Raw genomic sequence first — 23,141 nt, forward strand, 5'->3', positions numbered from 1 at the left:
GCGCTTTGCAAGGTCGCTTCAGGGCTAATTTCGTAACTGAATATTGCGCAGCTGAGAGCCCCTTGTCATGAGGGTTAAGGCGATTTGCTGGGTGTGATTTGGCGGCTGTCAAAGGGGGCGGTTGGAGATTGCCATTGGACTAAGTGGCAATTTTTTGGTTACGGTAATCAAGTGATGAAGATATCAATCAGCTGTTGTTCCTTCTCTCTGTAGGAGTGTGTTAAGAGCTGGGGAGATGAAGTATTGAGAGTAGGTTTAATTGGCTTTGGTCGGGCTGGAAAGTCCGTTGCGTCCGCTCTTCTGGACAGCGATAACGCTTGTCTGGAGTGGGTTGTGCGCAGGTCTGCGGGCAATGAGTCACGGCGAGTTGCCGAATATTTTGAGAGCAGTTCGAGTGACCCCTCCAGATTGATCGGGCTGGACAATAGCGAGTTTGAGAAAATCTTTGAAGAACAGCCAGTCGATGTGATTGTCGATTTTTCTTGTGCTGATGCCCTCGACATATATGCCGATGTTGCGCGCAAATATTCCGTGGATATTGTCAGTGCCATTTCCGATTACCCACCGGCGCGTATTCAGCAGTTGCAGGAAATTGCAGAGCATTGTCGGGTAGTCTGGTCTCCGAACATTACGGTTGGCATCAATTTCCTGATGATCGCTGCCAAGATTCTTCAGAAAATTGCCCCGCAGGCGGATATTGAAATCGTCGAGGAGCATTTCGCGGCCAAGCCCGAAACCTCAGGAACGGCCAAGGCGATTGCCGAGTGCCTGGGCAAGGTCGACGATGACATCAAGTCGGTGCGAGCGGGTGGTATTGTGGGGCGTCATGAGGTGATCTTCGGCTTCCCTTTCCAGACCGTGAGGCTGATGCACGATTCGATTTCCCGCGAGGCCTTTGGCAATGGCGCGCTGTTTGCCATCGAGCACCTGACCAGTCTGGAAAAGGGCCTCTACAACATGCAGGACCTCATGGAGCCGTACATCCATGAACACTTCCTGCGTAGTAAGTCCGGTTTAATGCATTAAGGTTAAGGTGGAGGGGGCGAAAGGATTTGCTCAATATCATGGATGGTAGGCAATCCCCGCAAACCCAGGTTTGCATTTGGGGGCTGCCAGAAACCCTGCTGATGCAGGGTTTTTTTATGTTCGATTGGCCGCCGGGCAAAGAAAAAAGAACGGGATGCCTTGGGGCGCATCCCGTGAAATGTGAGGGCGGAGAAACTTCTGGCTGGTGAGCCTGTCCACGCAGCCTTGCTGTGGCTGCTGCGCGGACTTCCCGGGTTGCGCTTTTTCCTGGACAAAAAAAGGGATGGCCGGAGCCATCCCTGAGGGTAAGAGGCGGGGGCGCCTCTCGGTCGATGTTCAGTGCGCTAGGGCGCGTCGCAGGCTCAGGCTTTGAGCGGCACCAGGCGCGGGGCGATCATGTTTTCCGGGCGCAGGATGTCGGCCAGGGTGGCGTCGTCCAGCAGCTTCTCCTCGCGCACCAGTTCCAGCACGCCGCGTCCGGTATCCAGGGCGACCTTGGCGATGCGGGTGGCGTTCTCGTAGCCGATATAGGGGTTGAGCGCGGTGATCAGGCCGATGGAGTTCTCCATCAGCTGGCGGCAATGGGCTTCGTTGGCGCTGATGCCGTCGATGCACAGCTCGCGCAGCATATCCATGGAGCGGGTCAGCAGGCGGATCGAGTCGAGGATCTTGTAGGCGATCAGCGGCTCCATCACGTTCAGCTGCAGCTGGCCACCTTCGGCGGCGATGGTCAGGGCCAGGTCGTTGCCGATCACCTCGAAGGCCACCTGGTTGACCGCTTCCGGAATCACCGGATTGACCTTGCCCGGCATGATCGAGCTACCCGGCTGGCGTGCCGGCAGGTTGATCTCGTTGATCCCGGTGCGCGGGCCGCTGGAGAGCAGGCGCAGGTCGTTGCAGATCTTCGACAGCTTGACCGCGGTGCGCTTGAGCATGCCGGAGAACAGCACGAAGGCGCCCATGTCCGAGGTGGCTTCGATCAGGTCGGCCGCCGGTACCACCGGGTGGCCGCTGATGATCGCCAGGCGCTCGACCGCCAGCTTCTGGTAGGCCGGGTCGGCGTTGATCCCGGTGCCGATCGCGGTGCCGCCCAGGTTCACTTCGGTCAGCAGCTGCGGGGCCATGCGCTTGAGGTGCTGCAGGTCTTCGCCGAGGGTGGTGGCGAAGGCGCGGAATTCCTGGCCGAGGGTCATCGGCACGGCGTCCTGCAGCTGGGTGCGGCCCATCTTCAGCACGTGGCCGAATTCCAGGCCCTTGGCGGCGAACGACTGGATCAGCTTGTCCAGCGCGGTGAGCAGGTAGTCATGGCCGAGCAGCAGGCCGACGCGGATGGCGGTGGGGTAGGCGTCGTTGGTCGACTGCGCCATGTTCACGTCGTTGTTCGGGTGCAGGTGCTGGTACTCGCCCTTCTCGTGGCCCATGGCTTCCAGGGCGATGTTGGCGATCACCTCGTTGGCGTTCATGTTGGTCGAGGTGCCGGCGCCGCCCTGGATCATGTCGACCACGAACTGCTCGTGGAACTCGCCCTGGATGATGCGCGCACAGGCGGTGCTGATCGCGGTGTGCTTGGCGGCGGACAGGTGGCCCAGCTCGCGGTTGGCGTCGGCGGCGGCCTGCTTGACCATGGCCAGGGCGATCACCAGTTTCGGGTAGTGCGACAGCGGTACACCGGAGAGACGAAAATTCTGCACGGCGCGCAGGGTCTGGATGCCGTAATAGGCATCGGCCGGGACTTCCAGTTTACCGAGCAGGTCTTTTTCGACGCGGGTGGATGCAGCAGCGGACATGATGAGATTTATCTCTGGTAGATACGGCGAGTGCCGCGATGCCCAATAGACTAGGCTTGAGTCCGTTTGTCGGCTAATGCTGTTAACCGCTATGGTATGCACAATCGGCATAATGTCGCGGTGACCCGGGGCGAATGTCGCGCGTGCATAATTTCGAACGAATTGCCGGGGTAAAAATGCGCAGCCGGATGCAGCCCGGACTGCGCAGATTCGATGAGCCGGCAAACCGGGTGGCTTCGCCCGGCCCGGCAGGGGTTACGCCAGGCCTGGTGGCGATCAGCACAGCTGCGGATTTTTTGTGCAGCTGCCGTAGCCTTCGCGGCGCATCTGCTCCAGGGCCTGTTGCAGGCGCTCCACCACCTCGTCCGGGGTGTCCTTGTGCAGCGCCAGGTAGAGCGGCGAGGTCTGAAAGCTCAGGACGGTGTCCAGGCCCTCGACCCCTTGTTCCTTGGCGTAGGCGCGCCAGACCGGGTCGGAGGTGGCCCACAGGTCGATCCGCCCGCGTTGCAGCTTGTAGATATTTTCCTGGTCGCGCAGGGCGTTCTGCGGCTTGAAGCCCAGGCGCTCCAGGTGCTGGCTGACCGCCGCACTCTGGTAGGCGCCGATGCGGTAGGCCCTGGCTTGTTCCAGGTCGGCTGGGCGGGGGCCGCCATCCTTGAGGCCGACCAGCACGCTCTGGTACTGGGCGATGGGGCCGACCCACTTGAACAGCGGCTTGCGCGCCTCGCTCAGGGAGGTGGAGAACAGGCCGTGGTTGGGGGTGGTCATCGCCTGCTTGTAGATGCGATCCCAGGGAAAGCGCAGGGTCAGGCTGTAGTCGATGGCGGCGCGCTTGAACATCTCGCGCACTATGTCGGCGCTGATGCCCTGGATATTGGCGTCGCGGGCGAAGTTCTTGCCGTTGCTCGCCATGTTGAAGGGCGGGAAGTTCTCGGTGAGCAGCACCACCTTGTAGTCGGGCGGCAGCTGGGCCTGGCTCAGGGGGCTGAACAGCAGGCAGAACAACAGGGCGGCGCAAAGATAATGGCGCATGGTCTGGCACTCCTGTGAAACAGAGAGTCCCGCGCCTGCCACCTGGCTGCGCGGGGCCCATGACACAACGGAAGCGCCCGGAGCGGAGTCCGGGCGGCAGGGGCTAGCGTTGTTGCAGCACGTGGGCCGGCGTCTGGCTGGTCGCACTGGGCCGGGCGGTCAGCGGCTTCTCCGGCCAGGCGGCCGGGTCCAGGTCGAGGTCGGCGTAGGCCTTCGGGTCGAACACCGGCGACTGCACGCCCGCCTGGCGCTGGCTGTCGTAGTCGCGCATCAGGCGCAGGCCGGTCTTGAACAGCAAGAACAGCGCGGCCAGGTTGACCAGTGCCAGCAGGCCCATGGTCACGTCGGCGAAGCCGAACACGGTGGACAGGTCCTGCATCGAGCCCCACAGCACCAGGGCGATCACCAGCACGCGATAGACCTGCAGCAGGATGCGCTTGCTGCTGAAGAAGCCCAGGGCGTTCTCACCCAGGTAGTAGTTGTACACCAGGGTGGTGAAGACGAAGAGCAGCAGGGCGGTGCTGACGAAGATCCGGCCCCACTCGCCGACTTCGGCGGCCAGGGCGTTCTGGGTCAGGATCACGCCGGCCATCTCGCTGCCTGGCTGGTACACGCCGGACAGCAGGATGATCAGCGCGGTGCTGGTGCACACCAGGATGGTGTCGATGAACACGCTGAGCGACTGCACGATGCCCTGGGCAGCCGGGTGCTTGACCTCGGCCACGGCGGCGACGTTCGGCGCACTGCCCAGACCCGCTTCGTTGGAGAACAGGCCGCGCTTGACGCCCATCAGGATGGCCGCGCCGATGCCACCGGCGAAGGCCGGCTCCAGGCCGAAGGCGCTCTTGACGATCAGGCTCAGCACCGCCGGGACTTCGCTGACGTTCATGCCGATCACCACCAGCGCCATGCCGATGTAGGAGAAGGCCATGATCGGGACCAGCACGTCAGCCATGCTGGCGATGCGCTTGATGCCGCCGAAGATGATCAGGCCGATCACGCCGACCAGTGCCAGGCCGCTGGCCCAGGTGGGCACGCCGAAGGTGTCGTGCAGCGAAGTGGCCACGGTGTAGGACTGCACGGCGTTGAAGCCGAAGCCGAAGGTCACCAGCAGCAGGATCGAGAAGATCACCGCCAGCCAGCGCTGACCCAGGCCATGCAGGATGTAGAAGGCCGGGCCGCCACGGTAGGTGCCGTCGGTTTCACGGCGCTTGTACAGCTGGGCCAGGGAGCATTCGAAGTAACTGGTGGCCATGCCGAGCAGGGCCACCAGCCACATCCAGAACACCGCGCCCGGGCCGCCGAGCATGATTGCCACCGCCACACCGGCGATGTTGCCGGCGCCGACGCGGCCGGCCACGGAGAGCATCAGCGCCTGGAACGAGCTGAGCTGGCCCGGCTGGCGCTGGAAGGCTTCGGCGAAGATGCTGAACATGTCGCCGAAGTAACGGAATTGGACGAAACGCGAGCGAATCGAGAAGTACAGGCCGAGGCCGACCAGCGTAACGATCAGGACCTTGCTCCAGAGCAGGTCATTGAGTAAATCCAGCATGGGTCTCTCCCTCACTTGTGGTGATATCGGGGGGATAAAAGGTGATGACGCCGCGGCAACGCGGGGCGGTGCCGACGGTCGACAACGGGTGGGCCAGATGACCTGGGTGCCCGTTCAGTCGATCAAGCTCGGCCTGGTTGTGCGCCGACACGGAACTGCCGCGCCGCGTCATGGCCAGCCATGACGGATGCAGCAGCGTTAGCAAACCGGGCTTGAGTCAACTGAGCGGGCTGTTCAGGCGAGCAGCAGCCTGTCGGGGATCAACCCGAGCGACTGCCAGCGCGACAGGGGTGGCCTGACGTTTGGCGGGAGGAGAGACGAAGGCGGTCGATCAATTTCATGGTGTCACCCTGCGTAGTTATTGTAGGTATGCCCTGGATGCCGATAAGCATCTCGTTGGCTGCCGGTTTCCTGCCGGCTTGTGCCGATGCGCTGGGTCGGCGCATAAGCCCCGCACGTCCTGCTGCGGGTATTGCTCTGGTTGACGAGGCCAGTGCAGAGCATGGCTTGAGCCTGCAATGCCCTTCGTTGCGCCGTGGCTCAGACTGCCAGCGGCGCGATCAACTGATGCTCGACCATCCCGTTTCGGCCTGTGCGCCAGCAGCACGCCGCAGAGACGAAGATTCCGGACAGTGCGCGGGGGCTGGATCGCGCACTAGATCCAGGCGGCGACTTCCCGGATGCCAAGCAGGTCTTTCCGACTCGGGAAGATGCAGCTGCGGACATAATGGGGAACTGCTCTGGAAGATCCGGCGAGGTCAGCGATACCCTGTAAGATAAGGACTGCAGCACATTCCCGACCAATGCTGTTAAAAGCTGGGGCATGCGCAATCGGCATAGTGTCGGTGTGACGCCCCAAAGTCTTTGGACGTGTAATCCGCCTTTATTCGCCCACGGAGTCCCGATGAATCTGGAAACCAAGTGGCTGGAAGACTTCGTCGCCCTGGCCGCCACCCGCAGCTTTTCCCAGGCCGCGGAAAAACGCTTCGTCACCCAGCCGGCCTTCAGCCGGCGCATCCGCAGCCTGGAGGCGGTGCTGGGCCTGACCCTGGTCAACCGTTCGCGCACCCCGGTGGAACTCACCGAGTCCGGCCAGCTGTTTCTGGTCACCGCACGGAGCATGGTCGAGCAGCTCGGCGAGGTGGTGCGTCACCTGCACAACCTCGAAGGCCAGCAGGGCGAGGTGCTGCAGATCGCCGCCGCGCACTCGCTGACCCTCGGTTTCTTTCCCGAGTGGATCGCCCGCCTGCGCCGCGAAGGCCTGCCGCTCAATACCCGGCTGGTGGCGAGCAACGTCGGCGAGGCGGTGCATGCCCTGCGCGAAGGCGCCTGCGACCTGATCCTCGCCTACTACGATCCGGACGCGGCACTGCAATTGGCGCCGGAAATCTTCCCCTCGCTGCACCTGGGCGCCACCTCGATGCTGCCGGTGTGCGCGGTGGACGAACATGGCGCGCCGCTGTTCGACCTCGACAGCGGGCACAGCGTGCCGCTGCTGGCCTACAGTGCCGGGGCCTTCCTCGGCCGCTCGGTCAACCTGCTGCTGCGCCAGCGCGCCCTGCGCTCCAGCACGGTGTACGAGACGGCGATGGCCGACAGCCTGAAGAGCATGGCCATGCAGGGCCTGGGCGTGGCCTGGGTGCCGCGCCTGTCGGTGACCGCCGAACTGGCCCGTGGCGAGCTGGTCATCTGCGGCGGCGAACACTGGCAGGTGCCGCTGGAGATCCGCCTGTACCGCTGCGAACTGTCGCGCAAGGCACTGGTGCGCCTGCTCTGGCGCAAGCTGGGGGCGGGCGCCGGCCAGGAGTAGGCGCCGGCGGTGCCTTGCGCCTGCTGCCAAGCCGGCGCAACAGCCGTCGATCCGTTAGTTTCGCCACTGAAACAGCGCCCCGGATACCAGCGGCTATAGTGAAACAAGTTGCGAACCCGGCCCGCCGGTGACCCCCGCTGCGGCCTGTGGCGTTGCCGTCAGACGCAGGGCCGAGAGGGGCCTGCCCCGTTCGCAGCGTGCCCAGCCGCCGGCTGTGGCCGTGACGTTGCGCCGCGCCTCGCCAGATCTTCGCGCGCAACGCCGGTTGACAAGGTCTGGAATCGAAGCGGATGGATGCAACATGTACCTGTCACAGGGATCCCGTGCGCGTTTGGGCATGCTGACAGGATTGCACCATGGTTGCCGCGGAACGCATTGAGCCCGATCCCGAGCCTGTGGATCTGGGGCTGGCGCTGGTCAAGGCCGGCTGCCTGTCGGAGGCCGACCACAAACGCGTGCTGCGCATGCAGGCGGCGCAACCCGAGGCCGGTTCGCTGGTCAACCTGCTCAACCGCCTGGGCCTGGTCGCCGAGCGCGACATCGCCGCCCAGCTGGCGCAGCTGCTCGACCTGCCGCTGATCGCCGGCGAGGACTTCCCCGCCGAGCCGCTGCTGGCCGAGCGCCTGTCCTTCCGCTTCCTCAAGGAGTGCCGCGCGCTGCCGCTGGAGCTGGTCGACGGCGAGCTGCGGGTGGCCATGGCCGACCCGCAGGATGCCTTCGTCCTGGCCGCCCTGCGCCTGGCCAGCGGCTGCCGGATCAGCCCGCGGGTGGCCCTCGGCTCGGAGATCGACGCGGCCATCGAGCGCATGCACGGCCAGGGCCAGAGCCAGATGGGCGGCATCCTGGCACGGGTCGAGAGCAACGAGCAGGACGAGGTGGCCGACGTCGAGCAGCTGCGCGACCGCGCCAGCGAGGCGCCGGTGATCCGCCTGGTCAACCTGATCATCCAGCGCGCGGTGGAGCTGCGCGCCTCGGACATCCACATCGAGCCGTTCGAGAGCCGCCTCAAGGTGCGCTACCGCATCGACGGCGTGCTGCATGAAACCGAGGCGCCGCCGGTGCAGTTGTCGCCGGCGGTGATCTCGCGGGTCAAGCTGATGGCGCGGCTGAACATCGCCGAGCGGCGCCTGCCCCAGGACGGCCGCATCGAGATGCGGATCCAGGGCAGCGACCTCGACATCCGCGTGTCGACGGTGCCGACCATGCACGGCGAAAGCGTGGTGCTGCGCCTGCTCAACCGCGAGAACGTGGTACTCGACTTCACCGCCCTGGGCTTCAGCGCACAGCCGCTGACGCGCCTGCACAGCGTGCTGAAGATTCCCCACGGCGTGCTGCTGGTCACCGGGCCCACCGGCAGCGGCAAGACCACCACCCTGTACACCGCGCTGAACAGCCTGAATACCAGCGAGAGCAAGCTGATCACCGTGGAAGACCCGGTCGAGTACCAGCTCGAGGGGGTCAACCAGATCCAGGTCAAGCCGAGCATCGGCCTGACCTTCGCCAGCGCCCTGCGCTCCATCGTGCGCCAGGACCCGGACGTGATCATGGTCGGCGAGATGCGCGACCTGGAGACCGCGCGCATCTGCATCCAGTCGGCGCTGACCGGCCACCTGGTGCTCTCCACCCTGCACACCAACGACGCGCCGAGCAGCATCACCCGCCTGCTGGAAATGGGCGTGGAAGACTACCTGCTGACTTCGACCCTGAATGCCGTGCTGGCCCAGCGCCTGGTGCGCATGCTCTGCACCGAGTGCCGCGAACCCTACCAGCCACTGGCGGAAATGCTCCATGAGTTGCGCCTGGATCGTTTGGCCGGCGGCCGGCCGGTGACGCTCTATCGGGCCAAGGGCTGCAGTGCCTGCAACGGCACCGGCTACCACGGCCGTATCGCCATCATCGAAGTGCTGACCATGAGCGATGCCATCCGCAGCCTGATCCTCAAGCATGCCGACGCCGGGGCGCTGCGGCAGGTGGCGCGTGAGGAAGGCATGCTGAGCATGTACGAGGACGGTTGCCTGAAAGCGCTGGACGGCACCACCAACATCGAAGAAGTGCTGCGCGTCACCCAGGAGGATTGAACGTGCCAGTCTTTTACTACCGCGCGGTAACCGACAACGGCGAGATCCAGCAGGGCCAGCTGGAGGTCGCCGACGAGCAGGCGGTGCTCGAGCAGTTGCGCGCGCGCGGCTTGATTGCGCTCGAAATCGGCACCAAGCCGGGTTGGCAGAGCTGGCTGCAATTCGACTTCAACGACCTGCTGCGGCATTCGCGGAGCAAGAAGCTGGTGATCCTGTTCACCCAGCACCTGGCCTCGCTGCTGCAATCAGGCGTACCACTGGATCGCTCGCTGGAAATCATGCTGCGGGTCAGTGTCGACCCGCTGGCGCAACAACTGATCACGCCGATTCAGGACGGGGTGCGCCGCGGGGTCAGCCTGTCGCGCATTCTTGGCGAACGCCCGGAGCTGTTTTCCGGCTTCTATATCAGCATGGTGCAGGCTTCGGAAGTAGGTGGCGACCTGGCCGCGGGTCTGGCCAACCTGGCCTACTACCTGGAGCGCAGCAAGTCGCTGCGTGACCGCCTGGTGTCGGCACTGATCTATCCGGTGATCCTGCTGCTGGTGTCGGTGAGCTCCCTGCTGGTGATCCTCACCTATGTGATTCCGCAGTTCCGCCAGCTGTTCGACGACATGGGGGCGGCGCTGCCCTTGTCGACCCAGATCGTCATCGGCGTGGCCGAACTGTTGCGCAGCGCCGCCGGCTGGATGGTGCTGGCGGTGATCGCGGCGCTCTGGCTGTGGCGGCGACTGCTCAAACAGCCGGCTTACCGCCTGCGCTGGGACCGCCTGATGCTGCGCATGCCGTTGTTCGGCGCGCTGCGTCAGCGCATCGAAACCGCCCGCTTCGCCCGCAGCATGGGCACCCTGTTGACGGGCGGGGTGGCACTGCTGCAGGCGCTGAGCATCGCCCGCCAGACCCTGAGCAACCAGTTGATGGTGGAGCAGGTCGGCATTGCCACCGAGAGCCTGAAACAGGGTCGCCAACTGGCGGCGCCGCTGCTGGCGGCCGGAGTGTTTCCGGTGCTGGCGTTGCAAATGATCCAGGTGGGCGAGGAAACCGGGCATCTCGACGAGATGCTGCTGAAAGTCGCGGACACCTACGACCGCGAGGTCGAGGTCTCCATTCAGCGGCTGTTGGCGGTGCTGGAACCGGCATTGATTGTCGGTCTCGGCCTGCTGATCGCCGGCATCATCCTTTCGGTGTTGGTGGCCATCATGAGCATTACCGAAATACCGATCTGACTTGGGAGAGACTCATGCACAGTCGAAGCAGGCCTACATGTTCATTCGCCACATCGACAGACAGGCGCTCTGCGGGCTTTACCCTGCTGGAAATCCTCGTGGTGCTGGTGATCCTCGGCCTGATGGCCAGTCTGGTGGGGCCGCAGGTGTTCAAGCAGCTGAGCGGCTCGAAGACCAAGGCGGCGGCCTTGCAGATCCAGGAACTGAGTTCGGCACTGGATCTCTACCGCCTGGAACTGGGCCGCTATCCCAGCAGCGACCAGGGGCTCGACGCGTTGATCACCAAGCCACGCAACGTCGAGGGCTGGAACGGGCCGTACCTGAAGAAAAACGTGATCCGCAAGGACCCCTGGGGCAACGACTTCCAGTACCGCGCGCCGGGGCAGTACGGCGATTTCGACCTGTGGAGCCTGGGGGCCGATAACCGCGAGGGAGGCGACGGAGAAGACAGCGATGTGCGCAGCTGGGAGTAGCGGATCGCGTGGCTTCACCCTGATGGAATTGCTGGTGGTGCTGGTGATCGCCGGCCTGGCGGTCAGCCTGGTCGGGCCGGCTTTCCAGCGTCTCCTGCCGGGCCTCACCCTGGAGGCCGAGACCCGCAAGCTGGCGGCGCTGCTGCGCCATGCCCGCAGCCAGGCAATTCTCAGCGGCGCCCCGGTGGCGATCAGCCTGGATGCCGAGAGCGGCGGCCTGCGCCTGAGCTACCGCGAGCAACCCTATGTGCCGCCCGAACACTTCAGCCTGGCGCTGGAGGCCGGGCCGGGTGCCACCGAAGCGGCAGTGGGCGTGACGCAGATTCTCTTCTATCCGCGCGGCGACTCTTCCGGCGGCAGCCTCAGCCTGGCGCTGGACGACGGGCGCAACGAGGCGGTCAGCGTCGACTGGCTGAGCGGGCGGGTACAACGTGGCCTGTTGCAGGAAGCGCCGCCGCTGCTCAATGAGGAACAGCAAAAGGAACAGGCATCGGAGGACCAACGTGAGGTGGATGACTAGTTCGCGCGGCTTCACCCTGCTTGAGGTGCTGGTGGCCTTCCTCATCCTCAGCCTGAGCATGAGCGTGCTGATGCGCATCGTTTCGCAGTCGCTGGCTGCCCTGGACGCCGCCGACCATCACCAGGTCGCCCTGCAACTGGCCGAGTCCAAGCTGGCAGACGTGCTGATCCACCTCGATGGCAGCAGTGAGGGCAAGGATGAGGGGCGCCTGGATAGTCGCTACGACTGGGAAAGCGAGATCGAACCTTATCAATTCGACAATCAGGAACCCGGCACGCACTACAGCGTCACGCCCCTGTTGATCCGTGTCTCGGTCAGCTGGGGCACGCGCCCGGCCGAGCGGGTCAGCCTGAGTACCATCCGTCTGCTGCGGGAAACGCCATGAAGCGCCGGCTGCGGGGCTTCACCCTGATCGAGCTGCTGGTGGCGATGATGCTCGCCGGCCTGTTGGCGATGCTGGCCTACGGTGGCCTGCATGTCGCCCTGCGCAGCTGGACCAGTGCCGAGTCGCGCCAGCAGGAAACGGAGCGCAGCTACCTGACCCAGTCCCTGCTGCGCCGCCTGCTGGAAAGCCCGCAGGAGTTATCGGTGAGCGACGACGATGGCGTGCAGCAGGTGGCCTTCTTCGGCGACGAGGAGCAGGTCATCTTTGTGGCCTATCTGCCGGCGCTGGACAACGAAGAACAGCTGTACTGGGTGCATCTGGTGCAGGAAAAGCAGATCACGGCCAAAGGCCTGGCCTGGCAACTGGAGCTGCGTTACATGCCCTTTGTCGAGGTGGAAGAGCTCAACTGGACCCTCCTGGCCGATACCCTGGCCAGCGAGGGGGGGCGCAAGATGCTGGTCGAGGGGTTACCCAGGGCGTGGAAATTCGCCTACCTGGCGCGTAGCGACGATGGCGAGCTGGAATGGCAGAGCCAATGGCAGCAGCAGTCCGGCCTGCCGGTACTGTTGCGCCTGACTCCGCCGCGGCGGCGCAAGGCCGGGGTGGCCGAACTGCTGGTGGCACCGAGGGACATGGCCTATGCCATCTTCAGGAGCCGTTGAGGGGCGCCGGTGCGGCAGCGGAGTGGCGCTGGTCGGCGTGCTCTGGCTGCTGGTACTGCTGTCGCTGATCGTCCTCAACCTGTCGGCCGGCAGCCGAACCGAGCTGCAGCTGGCGGGCAACGCGCGCCTGGCGGCCAATGCCCGGCATGTCACCGAGGCCGGGGTTAACTGGGGGGTGTGGAGTCTGCTGCAGGCCAATACCGCCGGCTGGCTGGCCGATGGTGGCACGCGCAGCCTGGAGCTGGATGGCGTCAGGGTCGACGTGGCCCTGTTCGACGAGCAGGGCAAGATCGACCTGAACGAGGCCGACCAGCAGTTGTTGGCGGGGCTGTTCGAATCGGTGGGGCTGGACGAGAAGGCCGCGCTGGCCCAGGCCGAAGCCATTCTCGACTGGCGCGATGAGGATGACCTGCTGCGCCCGACCGGGGCCGAAGAGGAGCAATACCGCGTGGCGGGCCTGCTGGGACCGGCCAACCAGCCGTTCGAGCAGTTGGCGGAACTGCGCCAGGTGCTGGGCATGAGCGAGGCGCTTTACCAGCAGGTGTTGCCGGCGTTGACCCTGTATTCGAACAAGGCCGAGGTCAACCCCATGGTGGCGCCGCGCGAGGTATTGCTGGCGTTGCCGGGGATACGTCCGGAGAGCATCGACAGCTATATCGAGGAGCGCCGGCGCAACTACGCCGCAGGCGAGCGACCGCCGTTGTTGACCGGCGTGGATCCGCTGCTGCTGTCTCCCAACGCCCCGGGCGTCAACTACTCTATCGTTACCGATACAGCGGTGGGGACAGGAGTAAAGGTTCGGCAACAATTGGTGATAAGCCGGCGTGGCGGTGGCAGTACACAGGGTATCCAGGTGCTGCACAACAGTCTCCAGCCGTGAGGTCTTGTTGCTACTGAAGTGTCCTTGAGCGAAGGGGCAGTCAATGAACAAGCGTTTGCAAGTGGCGACGGATTCCCTGATCGCCTTGGCGCAGCGCTTCTGGCAGTGGTGGAGCCAGGAGCTGCTCGGCCTGGTTCCGGAGCGCTGGCGCGATCGTCTGCGGCGGCGCGGCAATCTATTGTTTATCGTCCTGCAAGAGGGCCAGTGCAGTCTCGATTTTGGCAGCTTCGGTCAGCACGAGAGGTTGGTCAGCGGCGCCTTGGGTACCGAGGGCGAGCTGCCGCCGGCGCTGCTTCAGGTGCTTCTCGAGCGCCTGGGCATGGCGGCCAAGGTGGTCTTGCTGCTCCCGCCGCAACAGGTCTTGTGCAAGGTGCTCAGCCTGCCGGCTGCCACCGAGTCGGGGATGAGCAACGTACTGCGCTTCGAGATGGATCGACACACCCCGTTTAGCGGCGAGCAGGTGTACTTCGGCTTTCGCATTCTCGAGCGCGACCGCCGCCATCAGCGCCTGCAGGTGGAACTGCTGGTGGTACTGCGCGAATACCTGGATGAGCTGCTCCACCGTTTCGACAGCCTCGGCGTGCACCCCGTGCTGGTCACCCTGGATGAGGGGGGGGCGCGTGGCGGCGGCCAGTCGATCAACCTGCTGCCGGGTGACCGGCAGCGCAGCCGCGGCAGCAGGTTGCGCGGCAACCGCCGCCTGCAGGTTGCAGCAGGCCTGGGGCTGCTCGCGCTGGCGGTGCTCCCGCTGTTGCAACAACAGCAGCGTGCCGAACGCCTGGCGGCCGAACTGGATGCGCCCAAGGCGGCGGCCGAGCGAGCCACCGCAGTGCGTGCCGAACTGGAGCAGCTGGAAGCCGGGCGGCGCTATTTGAGCGAGCAGCAGGCCCATGCCGGCGAGGTGCTGGGCATGCTCAAGGAGCTGACGACCCTGCTGCCGGATACCACCTGGCTCAGTCGTTTCGAGCTGAGCGGTGAGCGGGTGCGCCTGGAGGGCGAATCGGCCGAGGCCTCGGCCTTGATCGGCCTGCTCGAACAATCCAAGACCCTGCAGAACGTCAGCTACGCCTCGCCGATCACCAGCAACCCGCGCACCCAGAAAGATCGATTCAGCCTGCTCGCCGAGCGTCGCCCTGCGCAGGAGGCTCCATGATCCCGCTGCGCCTGCGTCAGTTGCTCGCCGTACTGATCCTGCTGAGCGCGGTCAGCCTGCTGCTGTGGCTGGTGATCGGCCCCTTGCTCAGCCGCTTCCAGTCCGATGAAGAGATTATTGCCGGCCTGCAGCAACGGCTGGAGGTCTATCAACGCCTGATCGCCGAGCTGCCAGCCCAGGAGGCGCGCCTGGCTGAACTCAAGGGTAGCGACCCGATGGCCCGCCTGGTCATTGCCGAAACCCGCCCGGCGCTGGCCAGCGCCGAGCTGCAGCAGCAAATCGGTCAACTGATCGGCCAGATCGGCGCCCAGGTGGTCAGCACCCAGATTCTCAACCTGGAGGACACCGGGTCGCCCTTGCCGGCGGTGGGCATCAAGGTACATCTGCGCGGCGAAACCGATCAGTTGGTGCGCCTGCTGCATGAACTGGCGCATCACCAGCCGCTGCTGCTGGTGGAAAACATCGTGGTGCTCAGCAACCCGCGGGTCGACATGCAGCGCATCCGCCAGGCGGCGGATCTCAAGGTTGTGCCGTCGCTGGATATCACCTTCGATCTGAGGGGCTTCATCGCCCGCGGGGAGGGGCAATGAACGGGCTGCTGCGCCTGCTGCGCACGCACTGGCGGCTGGTCGTGCTGGTGCTGATCGTGCTGTTGCTGTTGCCGGCGGTAGTCGCTGCGCTGGTAGCAGCCGGGGATGAGCCGTCACCCGCTCCGGTGCCTGCAGAGCAAGTGAGCGAGGCGGCGCCCGAGCCTGTTCCCGAGCCCGAGCCCGAGCCCGAGCCCGAGCCGGTGCCCGCCAGCGTGCCGGATGAGCCGCAACCCTTGGAGGCGTACCGGGAGATGATCGAGCGCCCGCTGTTCAGCAACACGCGGCGGCCGCCGGTGCTCAAGGATGCGCCGCAGGTCAACCTCGATGCGCAGCAGCTGCGCGAGGCCTGGCGCCTGAGCGGTATCGCCATGCAGCAAGGCCGTCAGTTGGCCAGTTTCAGCGAGCGTCAGGGTGAGCAGCGCCTGCTGCTGGAGCAGGGCATGGTGCTGGTTGACGAATGGCGACTGGATTTCATCGGCAGCGACCATGTGCTGCTCAGCAATGGAACCAGCGAGGTGCACATGCCGCTGCGCGAGCCGGTCGTCGCCGGAGCGCCGGAGGACAAGAAGGCCAAGCAGGCCAAGCAGGACAAGCAGGACAAGAAGGGCAAGAAGGGCAAGAAGGACAAGCCCGCAGCACCGGCGGCGCCGGCGAACAAGACACCCCCCCCTGCGGGCACGCCGGCACCTGCCGCGCCGGCCCAACAGGGGTAGAGGAGAACACACAGATGAAGATGCTCAGGATCGTGACTCGCCCTTTCCAGCTCGGCGGCTATCTGCTGCTGGCAGCCTGTGCGGCGATTCCAGGAGGCGACCGGGCTACATTCGACAACCCCTGGGGGCACAAGGCCGAGCAGGCCGAGCCGACGCCACCCAGCGGCGTGCGCCAGCCGCGCCCGCAGGGCGAACCGCTGCGCCGCGAGGCTACCCCGGTGCCCGTCACATCCCAGTCGGCACCCCGCGCCGAGATCTACCGGGGCTCCGGCAGCATGGTCGCTCTCGGTAGCGTGCCCCAGCAGCCGGTGGCCAAGGAGGGCGAAATCACCCTGAACTTCCAGCAGATGGAGATCGCCGAGGTGGTCAAGATCATCCTCGGCGAGATCCTCGGGTTGAACTACATGCTGGATCCGAACGTCAGCGGCACGGTCAGCCTTCAGACCAGCCGGCCGCTCACCCGCGAGGCGCTGCTACCGACCCTGGAAGCGCTGTTGCAGGTCAATGGCGCCGTGCTGGTCAAGTCGGAGAACTTCTACGAAGTGGTGCCCATCGACGCCGCGTCGTCGGGCGCCCTGGTGCCGCGGCTCAGCCCGGCAGAGTTGCGCGGTTACCAGTTGCTGGTGATTCCCCTGCGCTACATCTCCGCCGCCGAACTGCAGAAGATTCTCGAGCCGCTCAAGCCGGTCAAGGGCCTGATGCGGGTCGACGAAACGCGCAACCTGCTGCTGGTTGCCGGCACCCAGGATGAGCTGAACAACATCCGCGAGACCGTGCGGGTGTTCGATGTCGACCAGTTGCGCGGCATGTCGGTCGGCCTGTTCCGCCTGCAGGCGGTGGAGGCGCCAGTGGTGCTCAAGGAGCTGGAGGCAATCTTCGGCGATTCGGCGGGCGGGCCGCTGGCCGGCATGGTGCGCTTCCTGCCGATCGAGCGACTCAACGGCCTGCTGGTGATCACCCCGCAGGCCAAGTACCTGGATGATGCCCGTGCCTGGGTCGAGCGCCTGGACCGCGCGGAGGGTGGCCAGGGCGTGAGCATGCATGTCTACCATGTGCAGCACGGCAAGGCGGAAACCATCGCGGATATCCTCACGCAGCTGTTCGAGGGGCGCAGTACGACCGAGGATGAGCCGCGGGACGGTGGGCAGATGAACTCTATGAGCGAACCGCCACCGTCGGCGACTGCGGCGGCAGATGGCGAGACCGCAGTCGAGGTCGGCCGCGAGCCGGTGCTGATCGGCCCGGACGGCCAAGGCGCCAGCCTGGAGGTGGGTGAGGTCAGCATCATCGCCGATGACGAGACCAACACCCTGCTGGTGATGGCCACGCCCAGCGATTACGAGAGGGTGCTGCAGGCAATCGAGCGGCTCGACGTGCTGTCGCTGCAGGTGCTGGTGGAGGCCACCATCGTCGAGGTCGCCCTGGAGGACGAGCTGCGCTACGGCCTGCAGTGGTTCTTCAAGGGCAATATCGGTAGCAAGGACTACGTCGGCGTTCTCGGGCGCGCCTCCCCTATAGGCACCCGCAACCTGCTCAACCCGGCGGACCTGGCCACTCCCACTGGCTCCCTGGCGATCTTCGATGGCGGCGACATTCGCGGGCTGCTCAACGTGTTGGCGGCGGACTCAAAGATCAATGTGATTTCCTCGCCGACCCTGATGGTGCTGGACAACCGCGCCGCGACCATTCGAGTCGGTGATCGGGTGCCGATCCGCACCTCGGAAACCACCAACACCAGCGGCGTGATCGACGACCCCATCGACCCCTCGGCCCTGGTCACCAGCACCATCCAGTATCAGGATACGGGGGTGCTGCTGGAGGTGAAGCCGCGGATCAACGCGGGCGGCATGATCTCCCTGGAAATCACTCAGGAAGTCAACGATGTAAAACCCACCACCACCTCCGGTATCGACTCACCAACCATTACCCAGCGCCGGATCAATACCAATGTGGCGGTGCAGAGTGGCGAGACCCTCGTGCTGGGCGGGCTGATCCAGGAGAACAACAGCCGCACCAGCGAGGGCCTGCCCTACCTGCGCAACATTCCCTTTCTGGGCTGGGCCTTTGGCAGCCAGGGCAAGCAGATCCAGCGCACCGAACTGGTGGTGCTGATTACTCCGACCGCAGTCACCAGTACGGATGAGGCCAAAGACGTCACCCAGGAGTACCGCAACAAACTGAAGGGCGTGACCCTGCCGCAGGATGCCTGGCAGGGCCAGGGGCGTCAGTTCGAATGATTCCAGGGCCAGGTCGCAGAACCCCATAGATTCGGCCTTGTGCAGGAGCCAGCTTGCTGGCGATGCTCTTCACGCCCGAATCGCCAGCAAGCTGGCTCCTACAATAGCCGCGCTGTGTAACCCTTTATCGGGCCGGATCGATAATGGTTCTGTCCACGTTACCTGTTGGCCTGATCGACCGGGGCTGAAGGCGAAGCGGTCTGTTGGGTGCGCCGTGCGCACCAGGGGCCTGCTGTCAGTCTGCCTTAACATTTCCAGCGGCGTTGGTGATCAGGTGTCATCGGTGTTTGTCTCGCCGACTGTACAGCCGCAACTGTCCGACTAAACAGCCAAGCTGCTGAAATGAATAGGGTTTTTCGCCTATGCCGGGAGCCTGCTGTCATTCTGCCTTAACAATGCCCCCCTGCAATCCTCTCCGCGGCGCATCAGTCGCATCAAGTCCTGCCATTTTTTATAAAAAAAATCATATAAAACATATAGTTATAAATTTGGCATGGCAATTGATTGCCTCTGCGGCGAGGAGAGTCGGTCGTCCTCCGGAGAGGGGTCTCGATGGCATCGCAAGCGAGAAAAACCGCAATCGAGATCCGCTAGCACCCTGCGCAAGAGCACAGCGTCCCAGCCGGCCCAAGGGCAACCCCCGACACCGGCGTTATTCCATGCGCCATGGCTGGGCGTCTGAACACCGCAATCTCGTCGACACTCGAGCGGCGGTGAAGGAGCAGACAGATGAACACGAAACACTTGATGAGAAAGCTGCCGAGCTGTCTGCTCGGCGCGATCTTGGCGGCTGGCATCGCCAGCTCGACCACGGTCAACGCGGTCGACGGCGATCCACCCGGCTTGTTCGAGCTGGAGGGCAATATCCTAGTGAATGACGGCCCCGGAACCGACTGGTCAGAGCTGTACGAGTTAAGCCAAAGCGTCCCGCCCGGAGAGTTTCCAGAAAATATGGTCACCTTTACCGGGATCACCGCCGACCCGGCGCCACAAACCGTCTACTGGAAGGGCGGCTCCAAGGACATCAACGACGTTAGCGAGTGGTGGTACAAGGATGGCTCGGTACCGGACAAGGATGACATCACCAACGCTTACGCGGCGGCCTTTACCAACCCGAACAATGTCTGTTTCGACGGTACGGAGGCGGTGGCCTGTAGCGGCGACATGGTGCCGGTGCACGAGGCCGGCGACCTGATCGTCTACTTCGGCCTGGACCGTTTCGCCAACGACGGTGACGCCTTCGCCGGCTTCTGGTTTTTCCAGGATGAAGTCGCCACCAATGGCAACAACCAATTCACCGGCAACCACATGGAGGGCGACATCCTGGTGCTGGTGGAATACCCACAAGGTGCCAATGCCTCGCCGCAAATCAAGGTCTACAAATGGGTGGATAGCGGCGGCGACGTGGCGCCTAACCTCCTGCTGTTGGCCAGCGATACGGATGCCGCCTGCGATGGCTTTGGCGGCAAACTGGCCTGTGCCAAAACCAACCCGCTGGATCTACCGGCAGATCCAGATCCGATACCCTGGGCCTACACGCCGAAATCCGGCACCGGGCTGCCCCACGAGAGCTTCTACGAGGGCGGCATCAACGTTACTCAGTTGCTCGGCTCTACCCCCTGTTTCGCCGCCTTCCTCGCCGAGACCCGTGCCTCCCGTTCGGAAACCGCCACGCTGAAGGACTTCGTGATAGACGACTTCCCAGTCTGCGGCGCCGAGGTCGAGAAGAAATGCTTGGGGGCACCGGTGCTCAGTGAGGACAAGACTGAAGTCACGGTGAACTTCCAGGGTAACGTGCTCAATACCGGCGGTCAGTCGGTGTTTGTTGAACTGGATGATAACCAGGACGGTTCCGCGTTCACCACGGTGTGCTTTGACAACGACAACAACGATATCTGCGATGCCGTTGTGCCTCCTGGGCCCACCGACGTGACCACGGGCGCCACCGCCACCTTTACCTTGGGCGCGGGTCAGCGGGTGCACTATGAGGGGAACTATACAACGGCAGTCACTACGCTCTCGTACTCTGACGAAGTGACCATGAAGTTCTTCTCCGCCGGTACATTGACACTCATCGACACAAAAACAGCCGAGGCGACTTGTCTCCTGGATCTGACACCGGGCATCGAGGTAACCAAGGAATGCGATCCGGAGGGCGGTGGCGTACGGCTGGTGGCAGAAGGCGGCGAGGTGCTGGTCGAGGTGGACAACCTCATCAAGGTGAAAAATACCGGTGATGAGAAACTGGTCGCTGTAGCCATCACTGACACGGAGTCGGGCATCCAGAGCCTCACCGATAATTCTGATAACATCAGTTGCAGCATTACCGCGGGTGTCGGTGAGTGCATCGGCTTCCTGAATGTCGGGGAGGAGGTGACGATCAATCAGACCTACAGACCGGATGGCCAGAACATCACGGGTAGTCTGGTTCCCAGCGAGGTGTACTTCAACAACACCGCCACCGCTGTGGGTGATGGGGCAATCACCGGTACTCAGGATGTCACCGACAGTGATGATGCCAGTTGCCCGCTCTGCCCGCCGCATGATGGCTCCTGACCCAGTGAGTAATGGCGGTGCGGTCTTCTAGGACAGGACCGCCGGCCTGGCAAAAGGGCGCTGCACAGCAGCGCCCTTTCTTTTGGATTCGCTCAGCGACCGTTCTTACCGCCCCCCGTACCGCCACCGCTGGCGCTGGACTGCAGACCGATGCTCACCGTCGCTGAGGCGCTGCTCTTGCCGTCGCTGATGGTGTAGCTGAACTGGTCACCGGACTTGAACGCCTTGGCCGGGCTGTAACGCAGGGTGCCGTCGCTGTTCAGGCTGACACTGCCCTTGCTGCCCTGGGTGAAGGCGACGATGTTCAGCTTGTCGCCATCCGGGTCGCTGTCGTTGGCCAGCACCGGCACGTTGACCGAGGCGATGGTGGTCAGTTGCGAGGCGTCGTTCACCGCCTGGGGCGCCCGGTTGGTCACGCTGGTCGGGTTGTCCACCACGAAGCTGGCGCTGCCGCTGGCGCTCAGGCTGTTGGCGGTGGCGCTGGCGCCGACGCTGTAGAAGCCATCGGCTGCGCTGCTCGGCGAGGTGACCTGCAGCGTGGTGCTGCTGCTGGCGCCCGGTGTCAGGTTCAGGCTGGCGCTGCCCAGGCTGGCGCTCCAGCCGCTGGGCTTGCTGGCGGCCAGGCTGAAGCTGCTGCTGGTGCAGCCACTGCTGTCCTTGTTGGTCACGCTGACGGTGAAGCTGTAGCTGCTGCCGGCCGCCAGCCAGGTGCTTTGCCCCGGGCTGACGCTGACGACAGGCGCATTGCGGGTGCAGGTCGGGGTGCTGCCGCCACTGAAGTCGACGCTGACCAGGGCCTGGCTGGCGTCGGTCCACTGGGTGGTGAGGGTCATGCCACTGTCGTTGAAACTGCGCCCGCCAGTCAGGGCGGCATCCTTCATGTCTACTGAATTGCTGCCGGCGGTCATATCCAGCAACTGGCTGCTGTTGGCATTGTTCGGGCTGGCTTGGTGCACCGCCACGCCTTGGAACACGTTGCTCGGGTCGACCACACCACGGTCGGTGATCTGGGCGTCGAAGCCAAGCGGCTGGCGGTACTCGACGTAGTAGTAGCTGGGGGCTCCGCTGCTATCCACACCGTTGGTGATCTTCAGGATCTTGCCGCTGGTAGTTTGGACTGAGGCCGGCTTCAGGTAGAAGCTGCCGCCGCTACCGACGTTGATTATATTGCCGCTGGCCAGCCAGCCCAGGCGCTCCTTGCTGAAACCGTTGAAATGCCCGACGGTGCCGGAGTAGCCCATTATATCTAGAGTGTCGCCGTACTCCTGGCTGGAGCAACTGCTGCCCAGGGTGGTGTCGCCGCAATCCAGGGCATGGGCGTGGTGCAGGCCGAGGTTATGGCCCATCTCATGGGCAACAGTGCGCAGGATCATGCTGCCATTGATCCAGGCGCCGGAAGGAAAGGAGCCAACCTGGGCCGCCCCGCTGAAACCACAAGCATTATTCTTCGGGAAGAGGTAAACGAAGCGATCATAGTCGCTCAGGTTGAAACCCGCCGCCTGGGCCGCCGACTTGGCATATTTCTCGATGGCGATGCTGTCGCAGACAGTGCTACTCACCGGTATGGTGTACCAGCCGGCGACGCTGCCGGTCAGCCAGGTTTGCTGGCTGGAGTTTTCCTTGAAGAAGTCGCTGACGCCGCCGCTGCCGAACAGCAGGCTGTTGGCCTGGGTGGTGGTCCACGGCATATTGCTCGGGGCATCCTCGAAGTTCACTAGGATGGCCAGGGTACGCTGGGCGCCCAGGGTGTTGGGCAGGTCGTAGGCCAGCTCGCCAGTGCTGTTGGCGCTGCCGGTCGCGCCGTCGGCGAGCAGGAGCAGGCCGCTGTTGTCGTCGTTGACCACCAGGTCGCCCTGGATAGTCTCGCTGGCACCATCGGCATGCTCCAGCAGTACGCCCTGGGCGCGCACGTTCAGACCACTACGCCATTCGCGCTGGGCGTTGGCCAGGCGTAGCTCGAAGCGCTCGCCGAAGGGCGTGTTGAGGAAGTGGCGCAGCTTGGCCGGCCTGTCCTCGTAGTCCTCGTACATCACCACCAGCTCGCCTTCCAGTTCCTGATGCTGTTCCAGCTTGGCCACTACCTCGGCGGGCATGCCCTTCTGCTTGTCCTCAGGGATGGCGACACGCAGCACCTCCTCGGGATGGCTCTGCGCCAGTTCGAGCAACAGTCGCCGGCGCTGTTCGGCCTTGCCGAGCAGTTGCTCACGCAGTTGCGCACGCTCGCCGGCCGCGGCTTTCTGCAGGCGCTTGTGCAAGCCGAGCAGCGCCGTAGTCTGGGTGCTGGCGGCCTCGCGGGCAGCCGGTAGGGTGCGTATGTCCGTGTGGGCGACGCTGGCAGGTTGGGCGGCGAAGGTCAGGCCGGCATTGAGCGCCAGGATACAAAGCAAAGACGTGGCGTAAGGCTTGGACAAGCGCATGGGGGCTCTCCTGAAACGGGTTCAGAAAAGTTCCTCTTCACGGCTGT

Annotated in this window: 18 protein-coding genes; 14 read left to right on the forward strand and 4 right to left on the reverse strand. The window is 64.2% G+C overall.

Annotation, left to right across the window (positions count from 1 at the left end; all coding sequences use genetic code 11):
• Positions 1–243: 243 nt before the first annotated feature.
• A complete protein-coding gene (locus GV001_RS02090; RefSeq protein WP_160077645.1) occupies positions 244–1,026 on the forward strand; it encodes a 4-hydroxy-tetrahydrodipicolinate reductase in 783 nt (260 codons plus the stop codon).
• A 362-nt stretch (positions 1,027–1,388) separates the two neighbouring features.
• Here the strand turns inward: GV001_RS02090 and aspA are convergent, their stop codons facing one another.
• The 3 genes from aspA to GV001_RS02105 form a co-directional block, all read right to left on the reverse strand.
• Entirely contained in the window at positions 1,389–2,813 is a 1,425-nt protein-coding gene (gene aspA, locus GV001_RS02095; RefSeq protein WP_160077647.1) for an aspartate ammonia-lyase, read from the reverse strand.
• Between the two features lie 276 nt (positions 2,814–3,089).
• The gene (locus GV001_RS02100; protein ID WP_160077649.1) at positions 3,090–3,845 is read right to left on the reverse strand and encodes an ABC transporter substrate-binding protein; all 756 of its coding nucleotides are present in this window, start codon (positions 3,843–3,845) and stop codon (positions 3,090–3,092) included.
• 103 nt (positions 3,846–3,948) lie between these two features.
• Positions 3,949–5,397 (reverse strand): sodium:alanine symporter family protein, encoded by a 1,449-nt coding sequence (locus GV001_RS02105; protein WP_160077651.1) that lies wholly within the window; start codon positions 5,395–5,397, stop codon positions 3,949–3,951.
• Between the two features lie 904 nt (positions 5,398–6,301).
• On the opposite strand from GV001_RS02105, the gene GV001_RS02110 reads away from it, so the two are divergent.
• The 13 genes from GV001_RS02110 to GV001_RS02170 all read left to right on the forward strand — a co-directional run bounded on the left by GV001_RS02110 (position 6,302) and on the right by GV001_RS02170 (position 20,677).
• Positions 6,302–7,207: a LysR substrate-binding domain-containing protein gene (locus GV001_RS02110; protein ID WP_160077653.1), complete on the forward strand. Its 906-nt coding sequence runs from the start codon at positions 6,302–6,304 to the stop codon at positions 7,205–7,207.
• A 356-nt stretch (positions 7,208–7,563) separates the two neighbouring features.
• The gene (gene gspE, locus GV001_RS02115) at positions 7,564–9,285 is read left to right on the forward strand and encodes a type II secretion system ATPase GspE (RefSeq protein ID WP_160077655.1); all 1,722 of its coding nucleotides are present in this window, start codon (positions 7,564–7,566) and stop codon (positions 9,283–9,285) included.
• A gap of 2 nt (positions 9,286–9,287) precedes the next feature.
• Complete coding sequence (locus GV001_RS02120) at positions 9,288–10,508, forward strand: type II secretion system F family protein (protein ID WP_160077657.1); 1,221 nt, start codon at positions 9,288–9,290, stop codon at positions 10,506–10,508.
• A 14-nt stretch (positions 10,509–10,522) separates the two neighbouring features.
• Positions 10,523–10,981: a type II secretion system major pseudopilin GspG gene (gene gspG, locus GV001_RS02125; protein WP_160077659.1), complete on the forward strand. Its 459-nt coding sequence runs from the start codon at positions 10,523–10,525 to the stop codon at positions 10,979–10,981.
• On the forward strand, positions 10,962–11,501 hold the full coding sequence (locus GV001_RS02130) for a GspH/FimT family pseudopilin (protein WP_256664846.1): 540 nt from the start codon (positions 10,962–10,964) through the stop codon (positions 11,499–11,501). Before gspG ends, GV001_RS02130 begins: the two co-directional genes overlap by 20 nt.
• Positions 11,494–11,886 (forward strand): prepilin-type N-terminal cleavage/methylation domain-containing protein, encoded by a 393-nt coding sequence (locus GV001_RS02135; protein WP_160077663.1) that lies wholly within the window; start codon positions 11,494–11,496, stop codon positions 11,884–11,886. The genes GV001_RS02130 and GV001_RS02135 overlap by 8 nt, the downstream gene beginning before the upstream one ends.
• Positions 11,883–12,548 (forward strand): type II secretion system protein J, encoded by a 666-nt coding sequence (locus GV001_RS02140; protein WP_160077665.1) that lies wholly within the window; start codon positions 11,883–11,885, stop codon positions 12,546–12,548. The genes GV001_RS02135 and GV001_RS02140 overlap by 4 nt, the downstream gene beginning before the upstream one ends.
• On the forward strand, positions 12,526–13,428 hold the full coding sequence (locus GV001_RS02145) for a general secretion pathway protein GspK (protein ID WP_160077667.1): 903 nt from the start codon (positions 12,526–12,528) through the stop codon (positions 13,426–13,428). The genes GV001_RS02140 and GV001_RS02145 overlap by 23 nt, the downstream gene beginning before the upstream one ends.
• A 43-nt stretch (positions 13,429–13,471) precedes the next feature.
• A complete protein-coding gene (locus GV001_RS02150; RefSeq protein ID WP_160077669.1) occupies positions 13,472–14,581 on the forward strand; it encodes a PilN domain-containing protein in 1,110 nt (369 codons plus the stop codon).
• Positions 14,578–15,171, forward strand: a complete 594-nt coding sequence (gene gspM, locus GV001_RS02155; protein ID WP_160077671.1) for a type II secretion system protein GspM — start codon at positions 14,578–14,580, stop codon at positions 15,169–15,171. Before GV001_RS02150 ends, gspM begins: the two co-directional genes overlap by 4 nt.
• Positions 15,168–15,884 carry a hypothetical protein gene (locus tag GV001_RS02160; RefSeq protein WP_160077673.1) on the forward strand — a complete coding sequence of 239 codons (717 nt, stop codon included), beginning with the start codon at positions 15,168–15,170 and terminating at the stop codon, positions 15,882–15,884. Before gspM ends, GV001_RS02160 begins: the two co-directional genes overlap by 4 nt.
• 14 nt (positions 15,885–15,898) lie before the next feature.
• The gene (gspD, locus tag GV001_RS02165) at positions 15,899–18,121 is read left to right on the forward strand and encodes a type II secretion system secretin GspD (RefSeq protein ID WP_160077675.1); all 2,223 of its coding nucleotides are present in this window, start codon (positions 15,899–15,901) and stop codon (positions 18,119–18,121) included.
• Positions 18,122–18,850: 729 nt separating this feature from the next.
• Positions 18,851–20,677 carry a hypothetical protein gene (locus GV001_RS02170; RefSeq protein ID WP_160077677.1) on the forward strand — a complete coding sequence of 609 codons (1,827 nt, stop codon included), beginning with the start codon at positions 18,851–18,853 and terminating at the stop codon, positions 20,675–20,677.
• A 92-nt stretch (positions 20,678–20,769) separates the two neighbouring features.
• On the opposite strand, the gene GV001_RS02175 is transcribed toward GV001_RS02170, so the two are convergent.
• Positions 20,770–23,094: an Ig-like domain-containing protein gene (locus GV001_RS02175; RefSeq protein ID WP_160077679.1), complete on the reverse strand. Its 2,325-nt coding sequence runs from the start codon at positions 23,092–23,094 to the stop codon at positions 20,770–20,772.
• Positions 23,095–23,141: the final 47 nt, after the last annotated feature.

It is taken from the genome of Pseudomonas sp. 8AS, from assembly GCF_902506505.1.
GTDB lineage: Bacteria > Pseudomonadota > Gammaproteobacteria > Pseudomonadales > Pseudomonadaceae > Aquipseudomonas.